Raw genomic sequence first — 16,079 nt, 5'->3', positions numbered from 1 at the left:
CCGCGTGATTTATTTATGGCTCAGCCGACGCACGAGCCAGTCCCCGAACGACTGCACCACCTGAACGAACACGATCAGGATCACGACGACCGTGAGCATCACCTCCGGCAGGAAGCGCTGATAACCGTAGCGAATGCCGAGATCCCCGAGCCCGCCGCCGCCGATCGCGCCGGCCATCGCCGAATAGCCGACCAGCGAAACGAACGTGATCGTCAGTCCGGCGACGACGCCCGGTAGCGATTCCGGCAACAGCACCTTGAATACGATCTGGCTGGTCGTCGCGCCCATTGCCTGAGCGGCTTCGATCAGTCCGCGATCCACCTCGCGCAGCGCCGTTTCGACGAGCCGCGCGATGAACGGCGCCGACGCGATGGTCAACGGCACGACGGCCGCCGCCGTGCCGATCGACGACCCGACGACGAGCCGCGTGAACGGAATCACGGCGACCAGCAGGATGATGAACGGCGTCGAGCGCACGGCATTGACGACGACACCCATCACGCGATTCACCGCGATGTTCTGCAGCACGCCCTGGCGGTCGGTCAGATACAGCAGCACGCCGAGCGGCAAGCCGACGAGTGCACCGATCGCGCCGGAAATGCCCACCATCACGAGCGTTTCCCAGAACGACTGCACGAACATATCGAACATTTCACTCAACATACGAAAGCTCCTCGACGACGACGCCCTGCTCGCGCAGGAACGTAATGGCCTGCGCGACCTTTACCGGTTCGCCGCCCGCGAGTACCGCGAGCGAACCGAATGCCTGCCCCTGGATCTCGTCGATCTGTCCATGCAGGATGTTGAAATCGAGTTCGTAGCGGCGGATCGTCTCCGACAGGATCGGCTGGTCGACGCCCGAACCGGTGAACGCGAGCCGCAGCAGATGGCCGCTGCCGGACTTCAACCGCTCGGCGACACGCGCCTTCATCGCGGGCGGCAGTTCCTGCGCGATCACATCGCCGATCAATGCACGCGTCACTTCGTGATGCGGCTGCAGGAACACGTCGATCACCTTGCCCTCTTCGACGACGCGGCCCGCGTCCAGCACCGCGACGCGATCGCACACCTGCTTGATCACGTCCATCTGGTGCGTGATCAGCACGACGGTCAAACCGAGTTCGCGGTTGATGCGTCTCAGCAAGTCGAGAATCGCGCGGGTGGTTTCGGGATCGAGCGCGGACGTGGCTTCGTCGGACAACAACACCTTCGGCTTGCTGGCGAGCGCGCGTGCGATGCCCACGCGCTGCTTCTGTCCGCCGCTGATCTGCGCGGGATAGCGGTCGCGTTGCGCGGACAGCCCGACGAGTTCGAGCAGCGGCTCGACGGTCGCCTGGATGTCCGCGCGCTTCATGCCAGCCAGTTCGAGCGGCAGCGCAACGTTGTCGTAGACGGTGCGCGACGACAGCAGATTGAAGTGCTGGAAGATCATGCCGATCTCGCGACGCGCTTCGCGCAGCTGCGCGGCGGGCAAGGTCGTGAGATCGCGGCCATCGACGACGATGTTGCCTTCGGTGGGCCGCGTCAGCAGATTGATCGTGCGCACCAGCGTGCTCTTGCCGGCGCCGCTGCGTCCGATGATGCCGAAGACTTCGCCGTGCGGAATCGACAGATTGACGTTGTGCAGCGCTTCGACCCATCCGCGGGGCCCCGCGAAGCGCTGCGAGATGTTGCGTATTTCGATCATGAAAACGAAACGGCGGTCTGCCGGGCGACGTATCGCCGCCGACGGTCAGCCGCCGCTGCAGGTAAGGAAAAGAGCCGCGATTTTACCGCAGCGTCGACATTTCCCTTAATAATCAATTCCGATCTTTTCATAACAGAGAAGAATTAGAGGCCGCGCGCGGTGCTCGCGCGTGCGATCTGTACATGACTGCCTCTATGATCGTTCGCACCACGATAAAGGGAGAGGGCCATGGAGACGACCCGCCACGATGTACGCGCAGTCAGCGCGTCTGCGGCGCCGCAGATGTCCGTCGCAATGACCGCCGACGGCGTCGAGCTGCCGCTGTATCGCTGGCCGACGGCGAGCGCGCCGCGCGCGACGGTCGCGCTGGTGCACGGTCTCGCCGAGCATGCGGGGCGCTACGCGGCGCTCGCTCAGCGTCTGAACGACGCTGGCATCGAACTGGTCGCGATCGATCTACGCGGTCACGGTCGCGCGCCTGGCCGGCGCGCGTGGGTCGAGCGTTTCGACGACTATCTGCACGACGCCGACGCGCTCGTCGGCGTCGCCAGTCGCAGCAGCGCGCCGCTGTTTCTGATGGGACACAGCATGGGTGGCGCGATCGCCGCGCTGTATGCAGTCGAACGCGCCGACGCGCGTGCTCGACCGTTCGCCGGCCTGATCCTGTCGAGCCCCGCGCTCGCGCCCGGACGCGACGTGCCGCGCTGGATGCTCTCGTTGAGTCAGGTCATCAGCCGCGTGTGGCCTGGCTTCCCCGCGCTGAAAATCGACGCGGCGCTGCTGTCGCGCGACCCGGCGGTCGTCGCGGAAAATATCGCCGACCCGCTTGTGCATCACGGTGCCGTTCCCGCGCGCACCGGTGCGGAACTGCTGCTCGCGATGGCGCGCATCGAACGCGGTCGCGACGCACTGCGCGTTCCGCTGCTCGTCTATCACGGCACCGAGGACAAGCTCACCGAGCCGGACGGCAGCCGCGCGTTCGGCGCGCACGCGGGCTCGCCGGACAAGACGCTGACGTTATACGAAAAGAGTTATCACGAGACGATGAACGATCTCGACCGGGATCGTGTGATCGATGCGCTGATCGCGTGGATTACGTCGCACAGCACGCGTGCTGAAGCGGCGTAGCTCGCGTCGACCAGGATTGCGTCAGCGCGAGTGTGACCAGTCCGGCGGACGTTTGTCGATGAACGCCTGCACGCCTTCTAGCGCCGACTCGTCCATCATGTTGCAGGCCATCGTGTGACCAGCCAGTTGATATGCGGCCTCGACGCCCATCTCGAGCTGCCGGTAGAACAGCGCCTTGCCTGCTTGCACCGCTTCACGCGGTTTCGCACAGATGCTCGCGGCGAGTGCGGCGACCGTCGCATCGAGCTCGTCGAGCGGCGCGACTCGATTGACGAGCCCCTGCTGCTGCGCGCGATGCGCATCGATGAACTCGCCGGTCAGCAGCATTTCGAGCGCGGCCTTGCGCGACAGATTGCGTGACAGCGGCACCGACGGCGTCGCGCAGAAAAGCCCCAGGTTCACACCCGACACCGCGAAGCGCGCGGAGTCCGCCGCGACCGCGAGATCGCACATCGCAACGAGCTGGCAACCGGCCGCGGTCGCGATGCCGTGCACCCGCGCGATCACCGGCTGCGGCATTCGCTGGATCGCCAGCATCACTTTCGTACAGCGCGTGAACAACGACTCGTAGTACGCCGCCGATGGCGCCGCGCGCATTTCCTTCAGATCGTGGCCCGCGCAGAACGCGCGACCTGCGCCAGCGATTACGACCACGCGTGCATCCGATTGCCCGAGCGCGGTGAGCTGCATGTGCAGTTCGTCGAGCAACGCTTCCGACAACGCATTGAATGCGTCAGGCCGGTTGAGCGTCACGCACACGATGCCCTGCACGCCGAACGCATCGTGCGTAAGCTCGACGAGCGCACCGGTGGTGTCGGCCTTATCAGAGGACGAATGGGGTATCGCGCTCATGACGGACTCCTTTGCGTGACGACGGTGGAACAAAAATCTAGATGCCGGCCAGCGCGCGCACGTGCGCGACCACGCTGCGCCCGAGCGCCGACAGGTTGTAGCCGCCTTCGAGGCAACTGACGATGCGGCCCTGCGCATAGCGGTTCGCGATGTCGCGAATCTGGTCGGTCAGCCACACGTAGTCGTCTTCGACGAGCCCCATGTTGCCGAGATCGTCCTCGCGATGCGCATCGAAACCGGCGGACACGAACACCATCTCCGGCTTGAACGCATGCAAGCGCGGCAGCCACACGAGATCGACGGCTTCGCGTACTGCCATCCCCTTCGAGCGCGCCGGCATCGGCACGTTGACCATATTCGTGGCCTGGTTGTCCGCGCCCGAAAACGGATAGAACGGGTGCTGGAAAAAGCTGCACATCAGCACGCGCGGATCGCCAGAAAATGCAGCCTCGGTGCCGTTGCCGTGATGCACGTCGAAATCGATGACCGCGACCCGCTCGAGCCCATGCACCTCCAGCGCGTGACGTGCCGCGATCGCGACGTTGTTGAAGAAGCAGAAGCCCATCGCACGCGCAGGCTCCGCGTGATGACCCGGCGGCCGCACCGCGCAGAACGCGTTGTCGTAGCGGCCTTCGATCACTGCGTCGGTGGCAGCGACCGCCGCGCCCGCCGCACGCAACGCAGCCTGCAACGAGTGCCGGTTCATCGTGGTGTCGGGGTCGATCTCTGCGTAACCTTCGGACGGCGCGCGCTCGCGCAGGTAGTCGACGTGTGCCTGCGTATGCACGCGCAGCAGCGCGGCTTCGTCGGCGAGCGGCGGCGACTCGCGTTCGATCAGCGCGTCGATGCGGCTCGCGATCAACTGGTCTTCGATCGACTGCAGACGTGCGGGGCATTCGGGATGCCACTGCCCCATTTCGTGCAGTAGACAGTCGGTGTGGGAGTAGAAGCCTGTGGCCATGAATCGTGTTCTGCCGGCAGCGCGAAGCGTGCGCGGCGTGTCTCCGTCTGGGCGCGGCGGGGCGCGCGAATAAACATCAACTTACCACACGATGCGGCGAGGAATGTGCGGGGGCCTCGTGGATACGTGCCGTAGCCGCGACACCGGCCCGTTTTCGTCCGGAGGCGTGGAAAGCGTCGGGTATACTGGCCTGAGCTGCCCCGAGTTTTCCTCTTGTTCTCCCTGTCCGCGCACAACCGCTCCCCTATGACTGTCAAGCTTGCTTCGCCCGCCTCGGCAACGACCTTCTCACGCGTATCGAACCGGTTCGGCATCACGACTCTGGCTGTAGCAGCAGCGGCATTCTGTCTGATCGCAGGCAGTGCGCCGGCGGATGCACAAACCGCTCAGACAACGCCGGTAGTGCCTCAGCCCGCACTGCTCGCACAGTCCCAGCCGCAGCCGCGCGTGCCGCAAGGACAGACATTCGAAGAAGAGATCATCCCGCAGCGCTACGCAAACAACGCGAACGTCGACGCGTTCATCAACGACATGGTCGCGCGCTACGATTTCGATCCCGCCGCGCTGCACACGCTGTTCGGCGGCGTCAGTTACTCGGCAACGGCCGTGAAACTCGTGACGCCCTCGCCGTCGCCAACGATCAAGAACTGGCGCGTCTATCAGGCGCGCTTCCTCGATCCGGTCCGGATCAATGCGGGCGTGCGCTTCTGGCGCAGCAACCAGGCGACGCTGCAGCGCGCGTATGAAGAGTTCGGCGTGCCGCCGGAAGTGATCGTCGGCATCATCGGCGTGGAGACGATCTATGGGCGCTACATGGGCAACTTCCGCGTGCTCGATGCGCTGACAACACTGACGTTCGACTATCCGGATACGAAGAACCGCGCGGACCGCGAGGCGACGTTCCGCAAGAACCTCGCCGACTACCTCGTGTGGACGCGCGATTCGCAGATCGACCCGACCACAGTGCTCGGTTCGTACACCGGCGCAATCGGCATTCCGCAGTTTCTGCCGAGCAGCATCGTGCAATACGCGGTCGACTACGACGGCAACAAGCAGATCGATCTGCGCAACAGCCCGGCCGATGCGATCGGCAGCGTCGCGAACTATCTAAAGCAGAACGGCTGGGAGAATGGCCGGCCGGTGGTGTGGAAGATCGCCGGCGACGCAGGCAGCCAGGGCATCGCGCAGGCGGCCGCGGACGGTCAGCCCGAACCGCACTGGCCGCTCGCGCAACTGCTGCGCGCCGGTCTCGTGCTCGACGAACCGACGCTCGACATCGCCGCCGAAGCGGGCACGCCGGTCACGGTGGTCGATCTACCGACACCCGGACGGCCGACCGAATACAAGCTCGGCCTGAAAAACTTCTACGTGCTGACGCGCTACAATCGCAGCTTCTTCTATGCACTCGCGGTGTATCAGCTGGGAGAGCGCATCAAGGCTCAGATGGAAGCAGCGGATGCGGCGGCGCCTGCTGTGCCGATGCCTGCACCCGCTTCGAATCCTGCGATGCAGTGAGCGCGAGACAAGTCGCTCGACGATAAAAAAAGCGCTGGCTCGACCAGCGCTTTTTCTTGCTGCGGAAGAACCCGCTAAAACACCATCACACTCAGGCCGGAAACACACCCGTCGACAGATAGCGATCACCACGATCGCAGACGATAAACACAATCGTCGCATTCTCGACCTGACGTGCGACGCGCAGCGCAACCTCGCACGCACCCGCCGACGAGATCCCGCAAAAAATCCCTTCGACTGCCGCGAGCCGGCGCGCCATCGCTTCCGCGGCAGCCTGGCTCACGTTCTCCGTGCGATCCACACGGCTGCGATCGAAGATCTTCGGCATGTACGCTTCGGGCCACTTGCGGATGCCCGGAATGCGCGAGCCATCTTCCGGCTGCGCACCGATCACCTCGATCGCGGAATTCTGTTCCTTCAGATATTGCGACACGCCCATGATCGTGCCCGTCGTGCCCATCGCGGAGACGAAGTGCGTGACGCGTCCTTCTGTATCGCGCCAGATTTCCGGGCCGGTCGATTCGTAATGCGCGAGCGGGTTATCCGGGTTCGCGAACTGATCGAGGATCACGCCCTTGCCGTCGCGCTGCATCTGCTCGGCGAGATCGCGTGCGTACTCCATGCCGCCCGTCACCGGCGTCAGCACGATCTCCGCGCCGTACGCGCCCATGCTCTGTCGACGTTCGATCGACAGATCCTCCGGCAGCAACAGCACCATCTTGTAGCCGCGAATTGCGGCGGCCATCGCGAGGCCGATGCCCGTGTTGCCGCTCGTCGCTTCGATCAATGTATCGCCCGGCTTGATGCGTCCGCGCTTTTCGGCCTGGCGGATCATCGACATCGCAGGCCGATCCTTCACCGAGCCCGCCGGGTTATTCCCTTCGAGCTTGCCGAGCACCACGTTGTTGCGGCCGCGGATCTCGTCGTCGACCAGGCGGACGAGCTGAACGAGCGGCGTATTGCCGATCGTGTCTTCGATTGTTTTGTAAGCCATATGGAATTCGATTGCCGGGACGATCAGTAATCTGCTGATTCTAAACCACCCGGCAACGCATCGCTGTTCGTCCCTGCTGGCAGTACAGATAGCGATACCGCGATCGCCACGCAAAAAACCCGCGGCGAGTACCGCGGGAGCCAGTCATCTGAGCGACGGCTGAAGGAGTGATCTGATCGTGAAATCCAACCGGAGGCAAAGCACGCAGCGTTGCATGGCCACATGCACATGCCACATGCAGAGCCCGTGCAGCGACCGGCTATTTCTTCGCCACCGTCGTCGCGCCGCTCTTCACTGCGGGTGCGGTCTTCGCCGCAGCCTGTGCGCCAGCAGCAGCGCCAGCCGGACCGACAGCGAGACCTTCCGCCTGCAGCCGCTCGATGGTATGCCCACCCATACCCTTGACGCGCTTGCCGAGATCGCTCGCGTCCTTAAACGGACCGTGAGCGCCGCGCTCGTCGAGAATCGCTTTTGCTTTCGCCGGGCCAATGCCCTTGATGCCGCGCAGTGCGTCCTCGTTCGCCGTGTTGACGTCCACGGCCGCATACGCGTGACCGAACGCGGCGAGCATGGCCGCCGTAACCAAGATTTTTCGGAACATATGGAATCTCCCTGATGCTACCGGCCGGCGACGATCGCCGACCGGGAGATCCCAGTGTAAGGACGCGGGAGGAGGAGTTACAGCTGGCCGAACAGCCAACGCACGTAGCGGTCGACGCCTTCCTGCACCGTCAGGAACGGCGCATCGTAGCCGGCCGCGCGCAGCTTCGTCTGATCGGCCTGTGTGAAGCATTGATACTTGCCGCGCAACGCATCGGGGAACGGTACGTATTCGATCAGCCCGCGCTGCACCTGCTCGGCGAGCGACAGCGGCACCTCGTTATTCAGCGCGCGCAGCGTGTTGACGACGCTCGTCGCGATATCGTTGAACGGTTGCGCGCGGCCGGTGCCCAGATTGAAGATGCCGGACTTCTCCGGATGATCGAAGAAGAACAGGTTCACCTTCGTCACGTCTTCGACCGAGACGAAGTCGCGTGTCTGCTCGCCCGCACCGTAGCCGTTGTATTCGCCGAACAGCTTGACCTTGCCTTCCGCGCGGAACTGGTTGAAGTTGTGAAACGCGACCGACGCCATGCGCGCCTTGTGCGTTTCGCGCTGCCCGTACACGTTGAAATAGCGGAAGCCCGCGATCTGGCTTTTTGCGGTCGGCAGCACGCGACGGATCACTTGATCGAACAGGAACTTCGAATAGCCGTACACGTTCAGCGGCGCTTCCACTTCGCGGTCTTCGACGAAGCGGCTCGAGCCGCCGTAGATCGCCGCCGACGACGCGTACAGAAACTGCGCACCCTGCGCGAGACACGTGTCGAGCACCGCGCGGCTGTAGCGGAAGTTGTTGTCCATCATGTAGCGGCCGTCGGTTTCCATCGTGTCCGAACAGGCGCCTTCGTGGAAGACTGCACGCACCTTGCCGAAGTCGCCGCGTGCGAAACGCTCGACGAATTCGGTCTTGTCGAGATAGTCGTCGATCTCGCAGTCGACGAGGTTCTTGAATTTGTCGGCACGCGTGAGGTTGTCGACGGCGATGATGCGCTGCTCGCCTCGCTCGTTGAGCGCCTTGACGATATTGCTGCCGATGAAGCCGGCTGCGCCGGTGACGATGAGGGTCATGATGGTCCCGCGTTGAGTGAGAACCGCCGGGCAGGCCGCGCATCGCTGTGCGACGCACGGCCGTGCGCGGCATCAGTTGAACAGTTCGTCGTAGTCGACGGTAGCGGTGCCGAGCTTGCCGACCACGATGCCGGCCGCGCGGTTCGCGAGCGATACGGCTTCGACGAGCGACAGGCCCGCGCCGAGCATCGTGGCGAGCGTGGCGATCACGGTGTCGCCGGCACCCGACACATCATACACTTCGCGTGCAACCGCCGAAGCGTGCAGGATGCCCTCCTCGCAGAAGAGCGTCATGCCCTCTTCCGAGCGTGTGAGCAGCAGTGCGTCGAGTTCGAGATCGGCACGCAGTTTCGCGACGCGTGCATGCAGATCTTCTTCCGATTTCCACTGCCCGACCACCTCGCGCAGCTCCGCGCGATTCGGCGTGATCAGCGTCGCGCCGCGATAACGCTCCCAGTCGTCGCCCTTCGGATCGACCAGTACCGGCCGGCCCGCTTCGCGCGCCCGCGCGATCATCCGCGTGACGTGCGTGAGGCCACCCTTCGCGTAATCGGACAGCAGGATCACATCGTGCGCGGGCAGCAGTTCGTCGAAGCGCGCGAGGCCGGCGAGCAGCACTTCGTGCGTCGGTGAATTCTCGAAATCGACGCGCAGTAACTGCTGCTGACGCGACAGCACGCGCAGCTTGATCGTCGTGAGCAGCGCGGGATCGCGTTCGAGGTACGGCGTGACGCCGCTGTCGCCGAGCAGTTGCACGATGCGCTCGCCCGGCTCGTCGTGGCCGACCACGCACAGCAGCCCCGATTGCGCGCCGAGCGCCGCCGCGTTGCGCGCGACGTTCGCCGCGCCGCCCAGGCGGTCTTCCTGCTTCTGCACGTGCACGACCGGCACCGGCGCTTCCGGCGAGATGCGATTGACGTCGCCGAACCAGTAGCGGTCGAGCATCACGTCGCCGACCACCAGCACGCGCGCCCGCGCGAGCCGTTCGCGCGGCACGACGACAGCGTCCGGAACGGGTGTCGTGGCTTCAGGCACGTGCGGTTGTGTCGGCCTGGCGGTCGGTGGGTTCAGCATAGGGGCGTCCAATCGAGTGGTAGTCGATGCCGAGTTCCGCCATCGTTCCCGGTTCGTACAGGTTGCGGCCGTCGAAGATCAACGGCGACTTCAGCACCGATTTCAGATGCGCGAAATCGGGGCTCTTGAATTCCTTCCATTCGGTGACGATGACGAGCGCGTCCGCGCCGGTCAGCGTTTCGTCCTGCGTGTTGACGAAGTGCAGGCGCGCGCGCTGGTCGGGCGCGTTGTCGAGATCCATCGCGAACACGCGACGCGCCTCGTCGACCGCGACTGGATCGTACGCTCGCACCGTTGCGCCGCGTGTGAGCAGTTCGGCGATCAGTCGACGGCTCGGTGCTTCGCGCATGTCGTCGGTATTCGGCTTGAACGCGAGTCCCCACACGGCGAACGTACGGCCGTTCAGATCGGCGCCGAGCGAATCGGTGATCTTGCGCACGAGGATTTCCTTCTGCGCGTGATTCACGTCCTCGACGGCTTCGAGAATTTTCAGGTTGTGGCCGCTCTCGCTCGCGGTGCGGATCAGCGCCTGCACGTCCTTCGGGAAGCACGAACCGCCGTAGCCGACGCCCGCGTACAGGAAGTGATAACCGATGCGCGGATCCGAGCCGATGCCGCGACGCACCGCTTCGATGTCGGCGCCGACGCGATCAGCGAGATTCGCCATCTCGTTCATGAACGAGATGCGCGTCGCGAGCATCGCGTTGGCCGCGTACTTCGTGAACTCGGCGGAACGCACGTCCATGTACAGCGTGCGTTCGTGATTGCGGTTGAACGGCGCGTACAGACGCTTCATCGTTTCGCGGGCCTTTTCGCCGGGTACGTCGTCGTCGATGCCAAGCACGATGCGGTCGGGTCGCATGAAGTCGTCGACAGCCGCGCCTTCCTTCAGGAACTCCGGATTCGACACCACCGAGAAGCGATGCTTCGGGCTGTCCGCGAGGCCGCGTTTCGCGAGCTCTTCGGCGACGACCGTGCGCACGCGTTCCGCCGTGCCGACCGGCACCGTCGACTTGTCGACGATCACCTTATAGCTGTTCATGTAGCGGCCGATGTTGCGCGCCGCTTCGAGCACGTATTGCAGATCGGCTGAACCGTCTTCGTCGGGCGGCGTACCGACTGCAATGAACTGCACGTCGCCGTGTTCGACGCTCGCCGCGACGTCGGTCGAGAATGTGATTCGGCCGGCCGCACGCGTGCGCGCGATGATTTCCTGCAGACCGGGCTCGTGAATCGGCACACCGCCGCCGTTCAGGATCCCGATCTTGCGCGGATCGACGTCGAGACAAAACACGTCGTTGCCGATTTCGGCAAGACACGCGCCTGTGACGAGGCCGACATAGCCCGTACCGATGATGGAGATTTTCATACGCGTTCCGGTAGTAGATTCCGGTGAAGGGTTCCGGTGATCGGTTCGGCCGTGCCGTGCGTCACGCGACGCACGGCGCTCGCCGTCCCGCGTTCAGCTCGTCGCCGCGATCGGTTCGACGCGGCGCGGCGCATAGGTTTCCCAACCGCTGCAGCCCGGACATTGCCAGTAGAAAAGCCGCGCCCGGAAACCGCAATTCTGGCACGTGTAGCGCGGCAGATTCTTCGTACGCTGTTTGATCAGCGTACGCATCAGATCGAGTTCGCCGCGGCGCGGCTCTTCGGCCGTCGCCTGCTGTGCTTCGAGCAGGCGCGTCATGCCCGCGAGCGTCGGCGACTTCTGCATTTGTGTGCGTGCGAGCGCGTGCGCCGCGTCGGGTCCGCGCACCGATGCGACATGCTGATACGCGACGTCGAGCAGATCGTTCGACGGATAGCGGTCCACCCACGTGGTGAGTAAATCCGCGCCCTCTTCCTGACGGCCCAGCGCCGTGTAAGCCTTCATCAGCTTCTCGGCGACGAGTGGCAGATACGCGGGATTCTGCTCCTCGACCTTGCGCCACTGCACGATTGCTTTCGCGTCGTCGCCGCCGGTCGCATCGACTTCGCCCGACAGGATCGTCGCGCGCACGCTCTGCGGATTCGCGCGCAACGCGAGGTCGAGTTGCCGGCGGGCCTCATCGGACTTCTTCGCCTGCAATGCTTCCTGCGAGAGCTCGCAGTGGAACTGAGCGATTTCCTTGTCGAGCGACCCTGCGCCCATCGATTCGAGACGACGCGCGGTATCGATCGACTTGTTCCAGTCCTTCTCGATTTCGTAGATGGTCAGCAGCGCACGCTGTGCGCCGAGCGCGTGATCGCCGGTCTCGAGCGAACGGAAGGTTTCTTCCGCGCGATCGAGCAGCCCCGCCTTCAGGAAGTCCTGCCCGAGTTCGAACAGCGCGTGATCGCGCTCTTTCACCGGCAGGTCGGTGCGACTCAGCAGATTCTGATGCACGCGGATCGCGCGATCGGTTTCGCCGCGCCGGCGAAACAGGTTACCGAGCGCGAAGTGCAGCTCGATCGTTTCGGGGTCGAGCTTGACGACCTCGATGAACGCGTCGATCGCCTGGTCCGGCTGCTCGTTCAGCAGAAAATTGAGACCTCGAAAATACGAACGCGGCAGGTTGGCGCTCTCGGACAACAGCGTCTTCAGGTCGTAACGCGCGGCCATCCAGCCGAGCGCGAAAGCGACGGGTATGACGAGCAGCCACCAGTAGTCTAGATCCATGCGTAAGGTCGTGAATGCGGAAACGAACGCCGCGCGTCGGAACGCGCGGCATGGAGGTGGCTCACATCAAAGGCGGCATCGGCGGCTGTTCGACGACCACGGGCGCTTCGCGCGCGACACGCAGATCGCGCTTCAGACGACCGTTCTCGAGCCGCAGCCGGAACACCGCCGGCAACGACGACACGAGGCCGGCCAGCAGCCCGACGACGAAGAACGCGAGGCCGATCAGGATCAACGGTGCCTGCCATTGATAGCCAGCCAGGAAATTCAGCGTGGCGGTTTGCGTATTGGAGAGTGCGAGCACCAGCAGCAGCACGAACACCAGTACGCGGATCAACCAGACGATAAATTTCATGAGTAGATCTCTTGACGGCGGTTGCGGGATGACGCCGGCCTGATGACGCATCGCGCCACGGTGCTGCCCGCGCCGAAGTGACCCGTATTGTAAATGAAGCCCCTTACCGCTGGACAGAACCGGTGGTGTGGGCGGCTTACGGAGGCTTTCGGGTCTCTATCGACTCATGTCGCTTACGGGCAAAACTTACGGGCAAAACTTAAGGGCGAAAAAAAAGCGCCCGCAGGCGCTTTTTTCTGGTCTTCTTGCCGAGTGGCTTGGGCCGCCGGCAACTGTGGGCACGTTCAAACAGCGGTGCTCACAGATCGTCGTCGGGCCCTTCGTCTTTCAGCGGCTCACCCGCGCGCCGGTCGACCCGCTCGCGCAATTCCTTGCCCGGTTTGAAATGCGGTACGTACTTCTCGGGTACCAGCACCTTTTCACCGGACTTCGGATTGCGACCGACACGAGACGGACGGCGGTTAAGGCCGAAGCTGCCGAAGCCGCGAATTTCAATGCGATGGCCCTTGGCAAGTGCCTCGGACATCGCATCGAGCATCGTCTTCACCGCGAAATCCGCATCCTTGAGGACAAGTTGCGGAAATCGCGTAGCCAGCTGGGCGACCAATTCCGATTTGGTCATACTGCAGCAGACCCCTTAAGGCTTACTGATTCTGGCCGTCGAGCTTGGCCTTCAGCAGCGCGCCGAGGTTCGTCGTGCCGGTCGCTGCCGAGCTGGTGTCGGCTGCGAGGCCGCGGATGGCTTCCTGCTGTTCGGCCGAGTCCTTCGCCTTGATCGACAGGTTAATGCCACGCGACTTGCGATCGATGTTGATGATCATCGCGTTGACCTTGTCGCCTTCCTTCAGCACGTTGCGCGCATCTTCCACGCGGTCCTGAGCGATTTCCGAAGCACGCAGGTAGCCTTCGACTTCCGTCGACAGCTGAACCACTGCACCCTTCGCGTCCACCGTCTTGACCACGCCGTCGACGATCGAACCCTTGTCGTTCATTGCAACGAAGTTGCTGAACGGGTCGCCTTCGAGCTGCTTGATGCCCAGCGAAATGCGTTCCTTCTCGACATCGATGCCGAGCACGATCGCTTCCACTTCGTCGCCCTTCTTGTACTTGCGGACGGCTTCTTCGCCGGTTTCGCTCCACGACAGGTCCGACAGGTGAACCAGACCGTCGATGCCGCCAGGCAGACCGATGAACACGCCGAAGTCGGTGATCGACTTGATCGCGCCCTGCAGCTTGTCGCCCTTCTTGAAGTTGCGGCTGAAGTCGTCCCACGGGTTCGGCTTGCACTGCTTCATGCCGAGGCTGATACGGCGGCGGTCTTCGTCGATTTCGAGAACCATGACTTCGACTTCGTCGCCCAGCTGCACAACCTTCGACGGTGCAACGTTCTTGTTCGTCCAGTCCATTTCCGACACGTGAACCAGGCCTTCGATGCCCGATTCCACTTCGACGAATGCGCCGTAGTCGGTGATGTTGGTGACCTTGCCGAACAGACGCGTGCCCGACGGGTAACGGCGGGAAATGCCTTCCCACGGATCGTCGCCGAGTTGCTTGATGCCGAGCGAAACGCGATTCTTCTCTTGATCGAACTTGAGGATCTTCGCGGTGACTTCCTGGCCAACCGACAGAACTTCGCTCGGGTGACGCACACGACGCCATGCGATGTCGGTGATGTGCAGCAGGCCGTCGATACCGCCGAGGTCCACGAACGCGCCGTAATCCGTGATGTTCTTCACCACGCCTTCAACGATCGCGCCTTCCTTCAGCGTTTCGAGCAGCTTCGCGCGCTCTTCGCCTTGCGTGGCTTCGATCACTGCGCGGCGCGACAGCACGACGTTGTTACGCTTGCGGTCGAGCTTGATGACGCGGAATTCGAGGGTCTTGCCTTCGTACGGGGTCGTGTCCTTGACCGGACGCGTGTCGACCAGCGAACCCGGCAGGAACGCGCGGATACCGTTGACCATCACGGTCATGCCGCCCTTGACCTTGCCCGTGATCGTGCCGGTCACGAGTTCGTTGTTGTCGAGTGCCTTTTCCAGCGACAGCCACGAAGCCAGACGCTTCGCCTTGTCGCGCGACAGGATCGTGTCGCCGTAGCCGTTTTCCAGCGCGTCGATCGCGACGGAAACGAAGTCGCCCGCCTGCACTTCCACTTCACCCGCGTCGTTCAGGAACTCTTCGAGCGGGATGTAGGCTTCGGACTTGAGACCAGCATTCACAACCACGAAGTTGTGGTCGACACGAACGACTTCGGCGGAGATCACTTCGCCGGCGCGCATGTCCTGCTTGGTCAGCGACTCTTCGAACAGAGCCGCAAAAGATTCGGTATTCGGGGTGGAGGTTTGCAGGTCGGACATAAAAATCGGAATTTGCATGGTTTTCGCGCGGCCCTGGCGGCCGATGCAGCGGCGTGTGCCTCTGCGATAAAGCGAATCCCACACGGGGTTAAGGGGTTGAATACACGCCCCGCGGACTTCGCGAAGCACCTACCTTGCCGCTCGTACGCTCATGCGCACGTCATGCCTGCGGCTCCAGCGACTGATACCACTGCACTACCTGTTCGACCGCCTGGTCGACCGACAGCGCGGAGGTGTCGAGCAGCCTTGCATCTGCTGCGGGCTTGAGCGGCGCGGCCGTGCGCTGACTATCGCGCTCGTCACGTTCACGCAAATCCCGGAGCAAGTCATCTATATTAGCAGAAAAACCTTTTTGGATCAATTGCTTATAGCGCCGCGTAGCACGAGCCTCGACGCTGGCGGTCAGAAACACTTTCAGCGCCGCATCCTGGAAGATCACGGTGCCCATGTCGCGGCCGTCGGCTACCAGCCCCGGCTCCTTGCGGAACGCCCGCTGACGCGCGACCAGCGCGGCCCGGACGGGCGCGTGGACGGCAATTGCCGACGCCCGCTGGCCGATTTCCTCGGCACGGATTTCGCTCGATACATCGACGCCATCGAGCTGCGAAAGCCCTTCGCGGAACGTGATGTGGAGTTCATCGACCAGCTTCGCGAGGGCCTCCGCGTCGTCTGCGGATACGTTGTAGCGGACGCTGGCGAGCGCGGCGAGCCGGTACAGCGCGCCGCTGTCGAGCAGGTGGAAGCCCAGGTGGGCGGCCACCAGCGCGGCCACGGTGCCCTTGCCGGAGGCAGTGGGGCCGTCGATCGTAATGACGGGCGTCTGGTGAAAAGGACGGATCGGTTTCAT

16 protein-coding genes are annotated in these 16,079 nt (G+C 63.5%); 2 read left to right on the top strand and 14 right to left on the bottom strand.

Going from position 1 to position 16,079, the window contains the following annotated elements:
* Positions 1 to 9: 9 nt before the first annotated feature.
* Both E1748_RS14405 and E1748_RS14400 read right to left on the bottom strand, forming a co-directional pair.
* Positions 10 to 663: a methionine ABC transporter permease gene (locus tag E1748_RS14405; protein ID WP_133647895.1), complete on the bottom strand. Its 654-nt coding sequence runs from the start codon at positions 661 to 663 to the stop codon at positions 10 to 12.
* Complete coding sequence (locus E1748_RS14400) at positions 653 to 1,687, bottom strand: methionine ABC transporter ATP-binding protein (protein ID WP_133647894.1); 1,035 nt, start codon at positions 1,685 to 1,687, stop codon at positions 653 to 655. The genes E1748_RS14405 and E1748_RS14400 overlap by 11 nt, the downstream gene beginning before the upstream one ends.
* A 282-nt stretch (positions 1,688 to 1,969) precedes the next feature.
* Between E1748_RS14400 and E1748_RS14395 the strand changes: the two genes are divergently transcribed.
* A complete protein-coding gene (locus E1748_RS14395) occupies positions 1,970 to 2,815 on the top strand; it encodes an alpha/beta hydrolase (protein WP_240766733.1) in 846 nt (281 codons plus the stop codon).
* A 21-nt stretch (positions 2,816 to 2,836) separates the two neighbouring features.
* Here the strand turns inward: E1748_RS14395 and E1748_RS14390 are convergent, their stop codons facing one another.
* Complete coding sequence (locus tag E1748_RS14390) at positions 2,837 to 3,667, bottom strand: enoyl-CoA hydratase (RefSeq protein WP_133647892.1); 831 nt, start codon at positions 3,665 to 3,667, stop codon at positions 2,837 to 2,839.
* Positions 3,668 to 3,704: 37 nt separating this feature from the next.
* Positions 3,705 to 4,628 (bottom strand): histone deacetylase family protein, encoded by a 924-nt coding sequence (locus tag E1748_RS14385; RefSeq protein ID WP_133647891.1) that lies wholly within the window; start codon positions 4,626 to 4,628, stop codon positions 3,705 to 3,707.
* Between the two features lie 246 nt (positions 4,629 to 4,874).
* On the opposite strand from E1748_RS14385, the gene mltB reads away from it, so the two are divergent.
* On the top strand, positions 4,875 to 6,143 hold the full coding sequence (gene mltB, locus E1748_RS14380) for a lytic murein transglycosylase B (RefSeq protein WP_133647890.1): 1,269 nt from the start codon (positions 4,875 to 4,877) through the stop codon (positions 6,141 to 6,143).
* Between the two features lie 91 nt (positions 6,144 to 6,234).
* On the opposite strand, the gene cysM is transcribed toward mltB, so the two are convergent.
* From cysM to cmk, 10 genes are all read right to left on the bottom strand, one after another.
* A complete protein-coding gene (gene cysM / locus E1748_RS14375; RefSeq protein WP_133647889.1) occupies positions 6,235 to 7,137 on the bottom strand; it encodes a cysteine synthase CysM in 903 nt (300 codons plus the stop codon).
* 259 nt (positions 7,138 to 7,396) lie between these two features.
* A complete protein-coding gene (locus tag E1748_RS14370; RefSeq protein WP_133647888.1) occupies positions 7,397 to 7,738 on the bottom strand; it encodes a ComEA family DNA-binding protein in 342 nt (113 codons plus the stop codon).
* A 77-nt stretch (positions 7,739 to 7,815) separates the two neighbouring features.
* Positions 7,816 to 8,808 (bottom strand): ADP-glyceromanno-heptose 6-epimerase, encoded by a 993-nt coding sequence (gene rfaD / locus E1748_RS14365; RefSeq protein ID WP_133647887.1) that lies wholly within the window; start codon positions 8,806 to 8,808, stop codon positions 7,816 to 7,818.
* 72 nt (positions 8,809 to 8,880) lie between these two features.
* Positions 8,881 to 9,882 (bottom strand): D-glycero-beta-D-manno-heptose-7-phosphate kinase, encoded by a 1,002-nt coding sequence (gene rfaE1 / locus E1748_RS14360; RefSeq protein ID WP_240766626.1) that lies wholly within the window; start codon positions 9,880 to 9,882, stop codon positions 8,881 to 8,883.
* Positions 9,836 to 11,251: a UDP-glucose dehydrogenase family protein gene (locus E1748_RS14355; RefSeq protein WP_133647886.1), complete on the bottom strand. Its 1,416-nt coding sequence runs from the start codon at positions 11,249 to 11,251 to the stop codon at positions 9,836 to 9,838. Before E1748_RS14355 ends, rfaE1 begins: the two co-directional genes overlap by 47 nt.
* A 93-nt stretch (positions 11,252 to 11,344) precedes the next feature.
* A complete protein-coding gene (gene lapB / locus E1748_RS14350) occupies positions 11,345 to 12,520 on the bottom strand; it encodes a lipopolysaccharide assembly protein LapB (protein WP_133647885.1) in 1,176 nt (391 codons plus the stop codon).
* A gap of 61 nt (positions 12,521 to 12,581) precedes the next feature.
* On the bottom strand, positions 12,582 to 12,875 hold the full coding sequence (locus E1748_RS14345; RefSeq protein WP_133647884.1) for a LapA family protein: 294 nt from the start codon (positions 12,873 to 12,875) through the stop codon (positions 12,582 to 12,584).
* Positions 12,876 to 13,173: 298 nt separating this feature from the next.
* Positions 13,174 to 13,497: an integration host factor subunit beta gene (locus E1748_RS14340; protein ID WP_133647883.1), complete on the bottom strand. Its 324-nt coding sequence runs from the start codon at positions 13,495 to 13,497 to the stop codon at positions 13,174 to 13,176.
* 22 nt (positions 13,498 to 13,519) lie between these two features.
* Entirely contained in the window at positions 13,520 to 15,250 is a 1,731-nt protein-coding gene (gene rpsA, locus E1748_RS14335) for a 30S ribosomal protein S1 (protein ID WP_133647882.1), read from the bottom strand.
* Positions 15,251 to 15,392: 142 nt separating this feature from the next.
* A complete protein-coding gene (gene cmk / locus E1748_RS14330; RefSeq protein ID WP_133647881.1) occupies positions 15,393 to 16,079 on the bottom strand; it encodes a (d)CMP kinase in 687 nt (228 codons plus the stop codon).

This window comes from Paraburkholderia flava (genome assembly GCF_004359985.1).
Classification (GTDB): Bacteria; Pseudomonadota; Gammaproteobacteria; order Burkholderiales; family Burkholderiaceae; genus Paraburkholderia; species Paraburkholderia flava.
The sequence above is the reverse complement of the archived record's forward strand: the minus strand, read 5'-3'. Positions and strand labels throughout refer to the sequence as shown.

Excerpts from the sequence above, each read along its gene's own strand:
- E1748_RS14405 (WP_133647895.1), bottom strand. The coding sequence starts at position 663 with ATGTTGAGTGAAATGTTCGATATGTTCGTGCAGTCGTTCTGGGAAACG.
- E1748_RS14400 (WP_133647894.1), bottom strand. The coding sequence starts at position 1,687 with ATGATCGAAATACGCAACATCTCGCAGCGCTTCGCGGGGCCCCGCGGA.
- E1748_RS14395 (WP_240766733.1), top strand. The coding sequence starts at position 1,970 with ATGTCCGTCGCAATGACCGCCGACGGCGTCGAGCTGCCGCTGTATCGC.
- E1748_RS14390 (WP_133647892.1), bottom strand. The coding sequence starts at position 3,667 with ATGAGCGCGATACCCCATTCGTCCTCTGATAAGGCCGACACCACCGGT.
- E1748_RS14385 (WP_133647891.1), bottom strand. The coding sequence starts at position 4,628 with ATGGCCACAGGCTTCTACTCCCACACCGACTGTCTACTGCACGAAATG.
- mltB (WP_133647890.1), top strand. The coding sequence starts at position 4,875 with ATGACTGTCAAGCTTGCTTCGCCCGCCTCGGCAACGACCTTCTCACGC.
- cysM (WP_133647889.1), bottom strand. The coding sequence starts at position 7,137 with ATGGCTTACAAAACAATCGAAGACACGATCGGCAATACGCCGCTCGTT.
- E1748_RS14370 (WP_133647888.1), bottom strand. The coding sequence starts at position 7,738 with ATGTTCCGAAAAATCTTGGTTACGGCGGCCATGCTCGCCGCGTTCGGT.
- rfaD (WP_133647887.1), bottom strand. The coding sequence starts at position 8,808 with ATGACCCTCATCGTCACCGGCGCAGCCGGCTTCATCGGCAGCAATATC.
- rfaE1 (WP_240766626.1), bottom strand. The coding sequence starts at position 9,882 with ATGCTGAACCCACCGACCGCCAGGCCGACACAACCGCACGTGCCTGAA.
- E1748_RS14355 (WP_133647886.1), bottom strand. The coding sequence starts at position 11,251 with ATGAAAATCTCCATCATCGGTACGGGCTATGTCGGCCTCGTCACAGGC.
- lapB (WP_133647885.1), bottom strand. The coding sequence starts at position 12,520 with ATGGATCTAGACTACTGGTGGCTGCTCGTCATACCCGTCGCTTTCGCG.
- E1748_RS14345 (WP_133647884.1), bottom strand. The coding sequence starts at position 12,875 with ATGAAATTTATCGTCTGGTTGATCCGCGTACTGGTGTTCGTGCTGCTG.
- E1748_RS14340 (WP_133647883.1), bottom strand. The coding sequence starts at position 13,497 with ATGACCAAATCGGAATTGGTCGCCCAGCTGGCTACGCGATTTCCGCAA.
- rpsA (WP_133647882.1), bottom strand. The coding sequence starts at position 15,250 with ATGCAAATTCCGATTTTTATGTCCGACCTGCAAACCTCCACCCCGAAT.
- cmk (WP_133647881.1), bottom strand. The coding sequence starts at position 16,079 with ATGAAACCGATCCGTCCTTTTCACCAGACGCCCGTCATTACGATCGAC.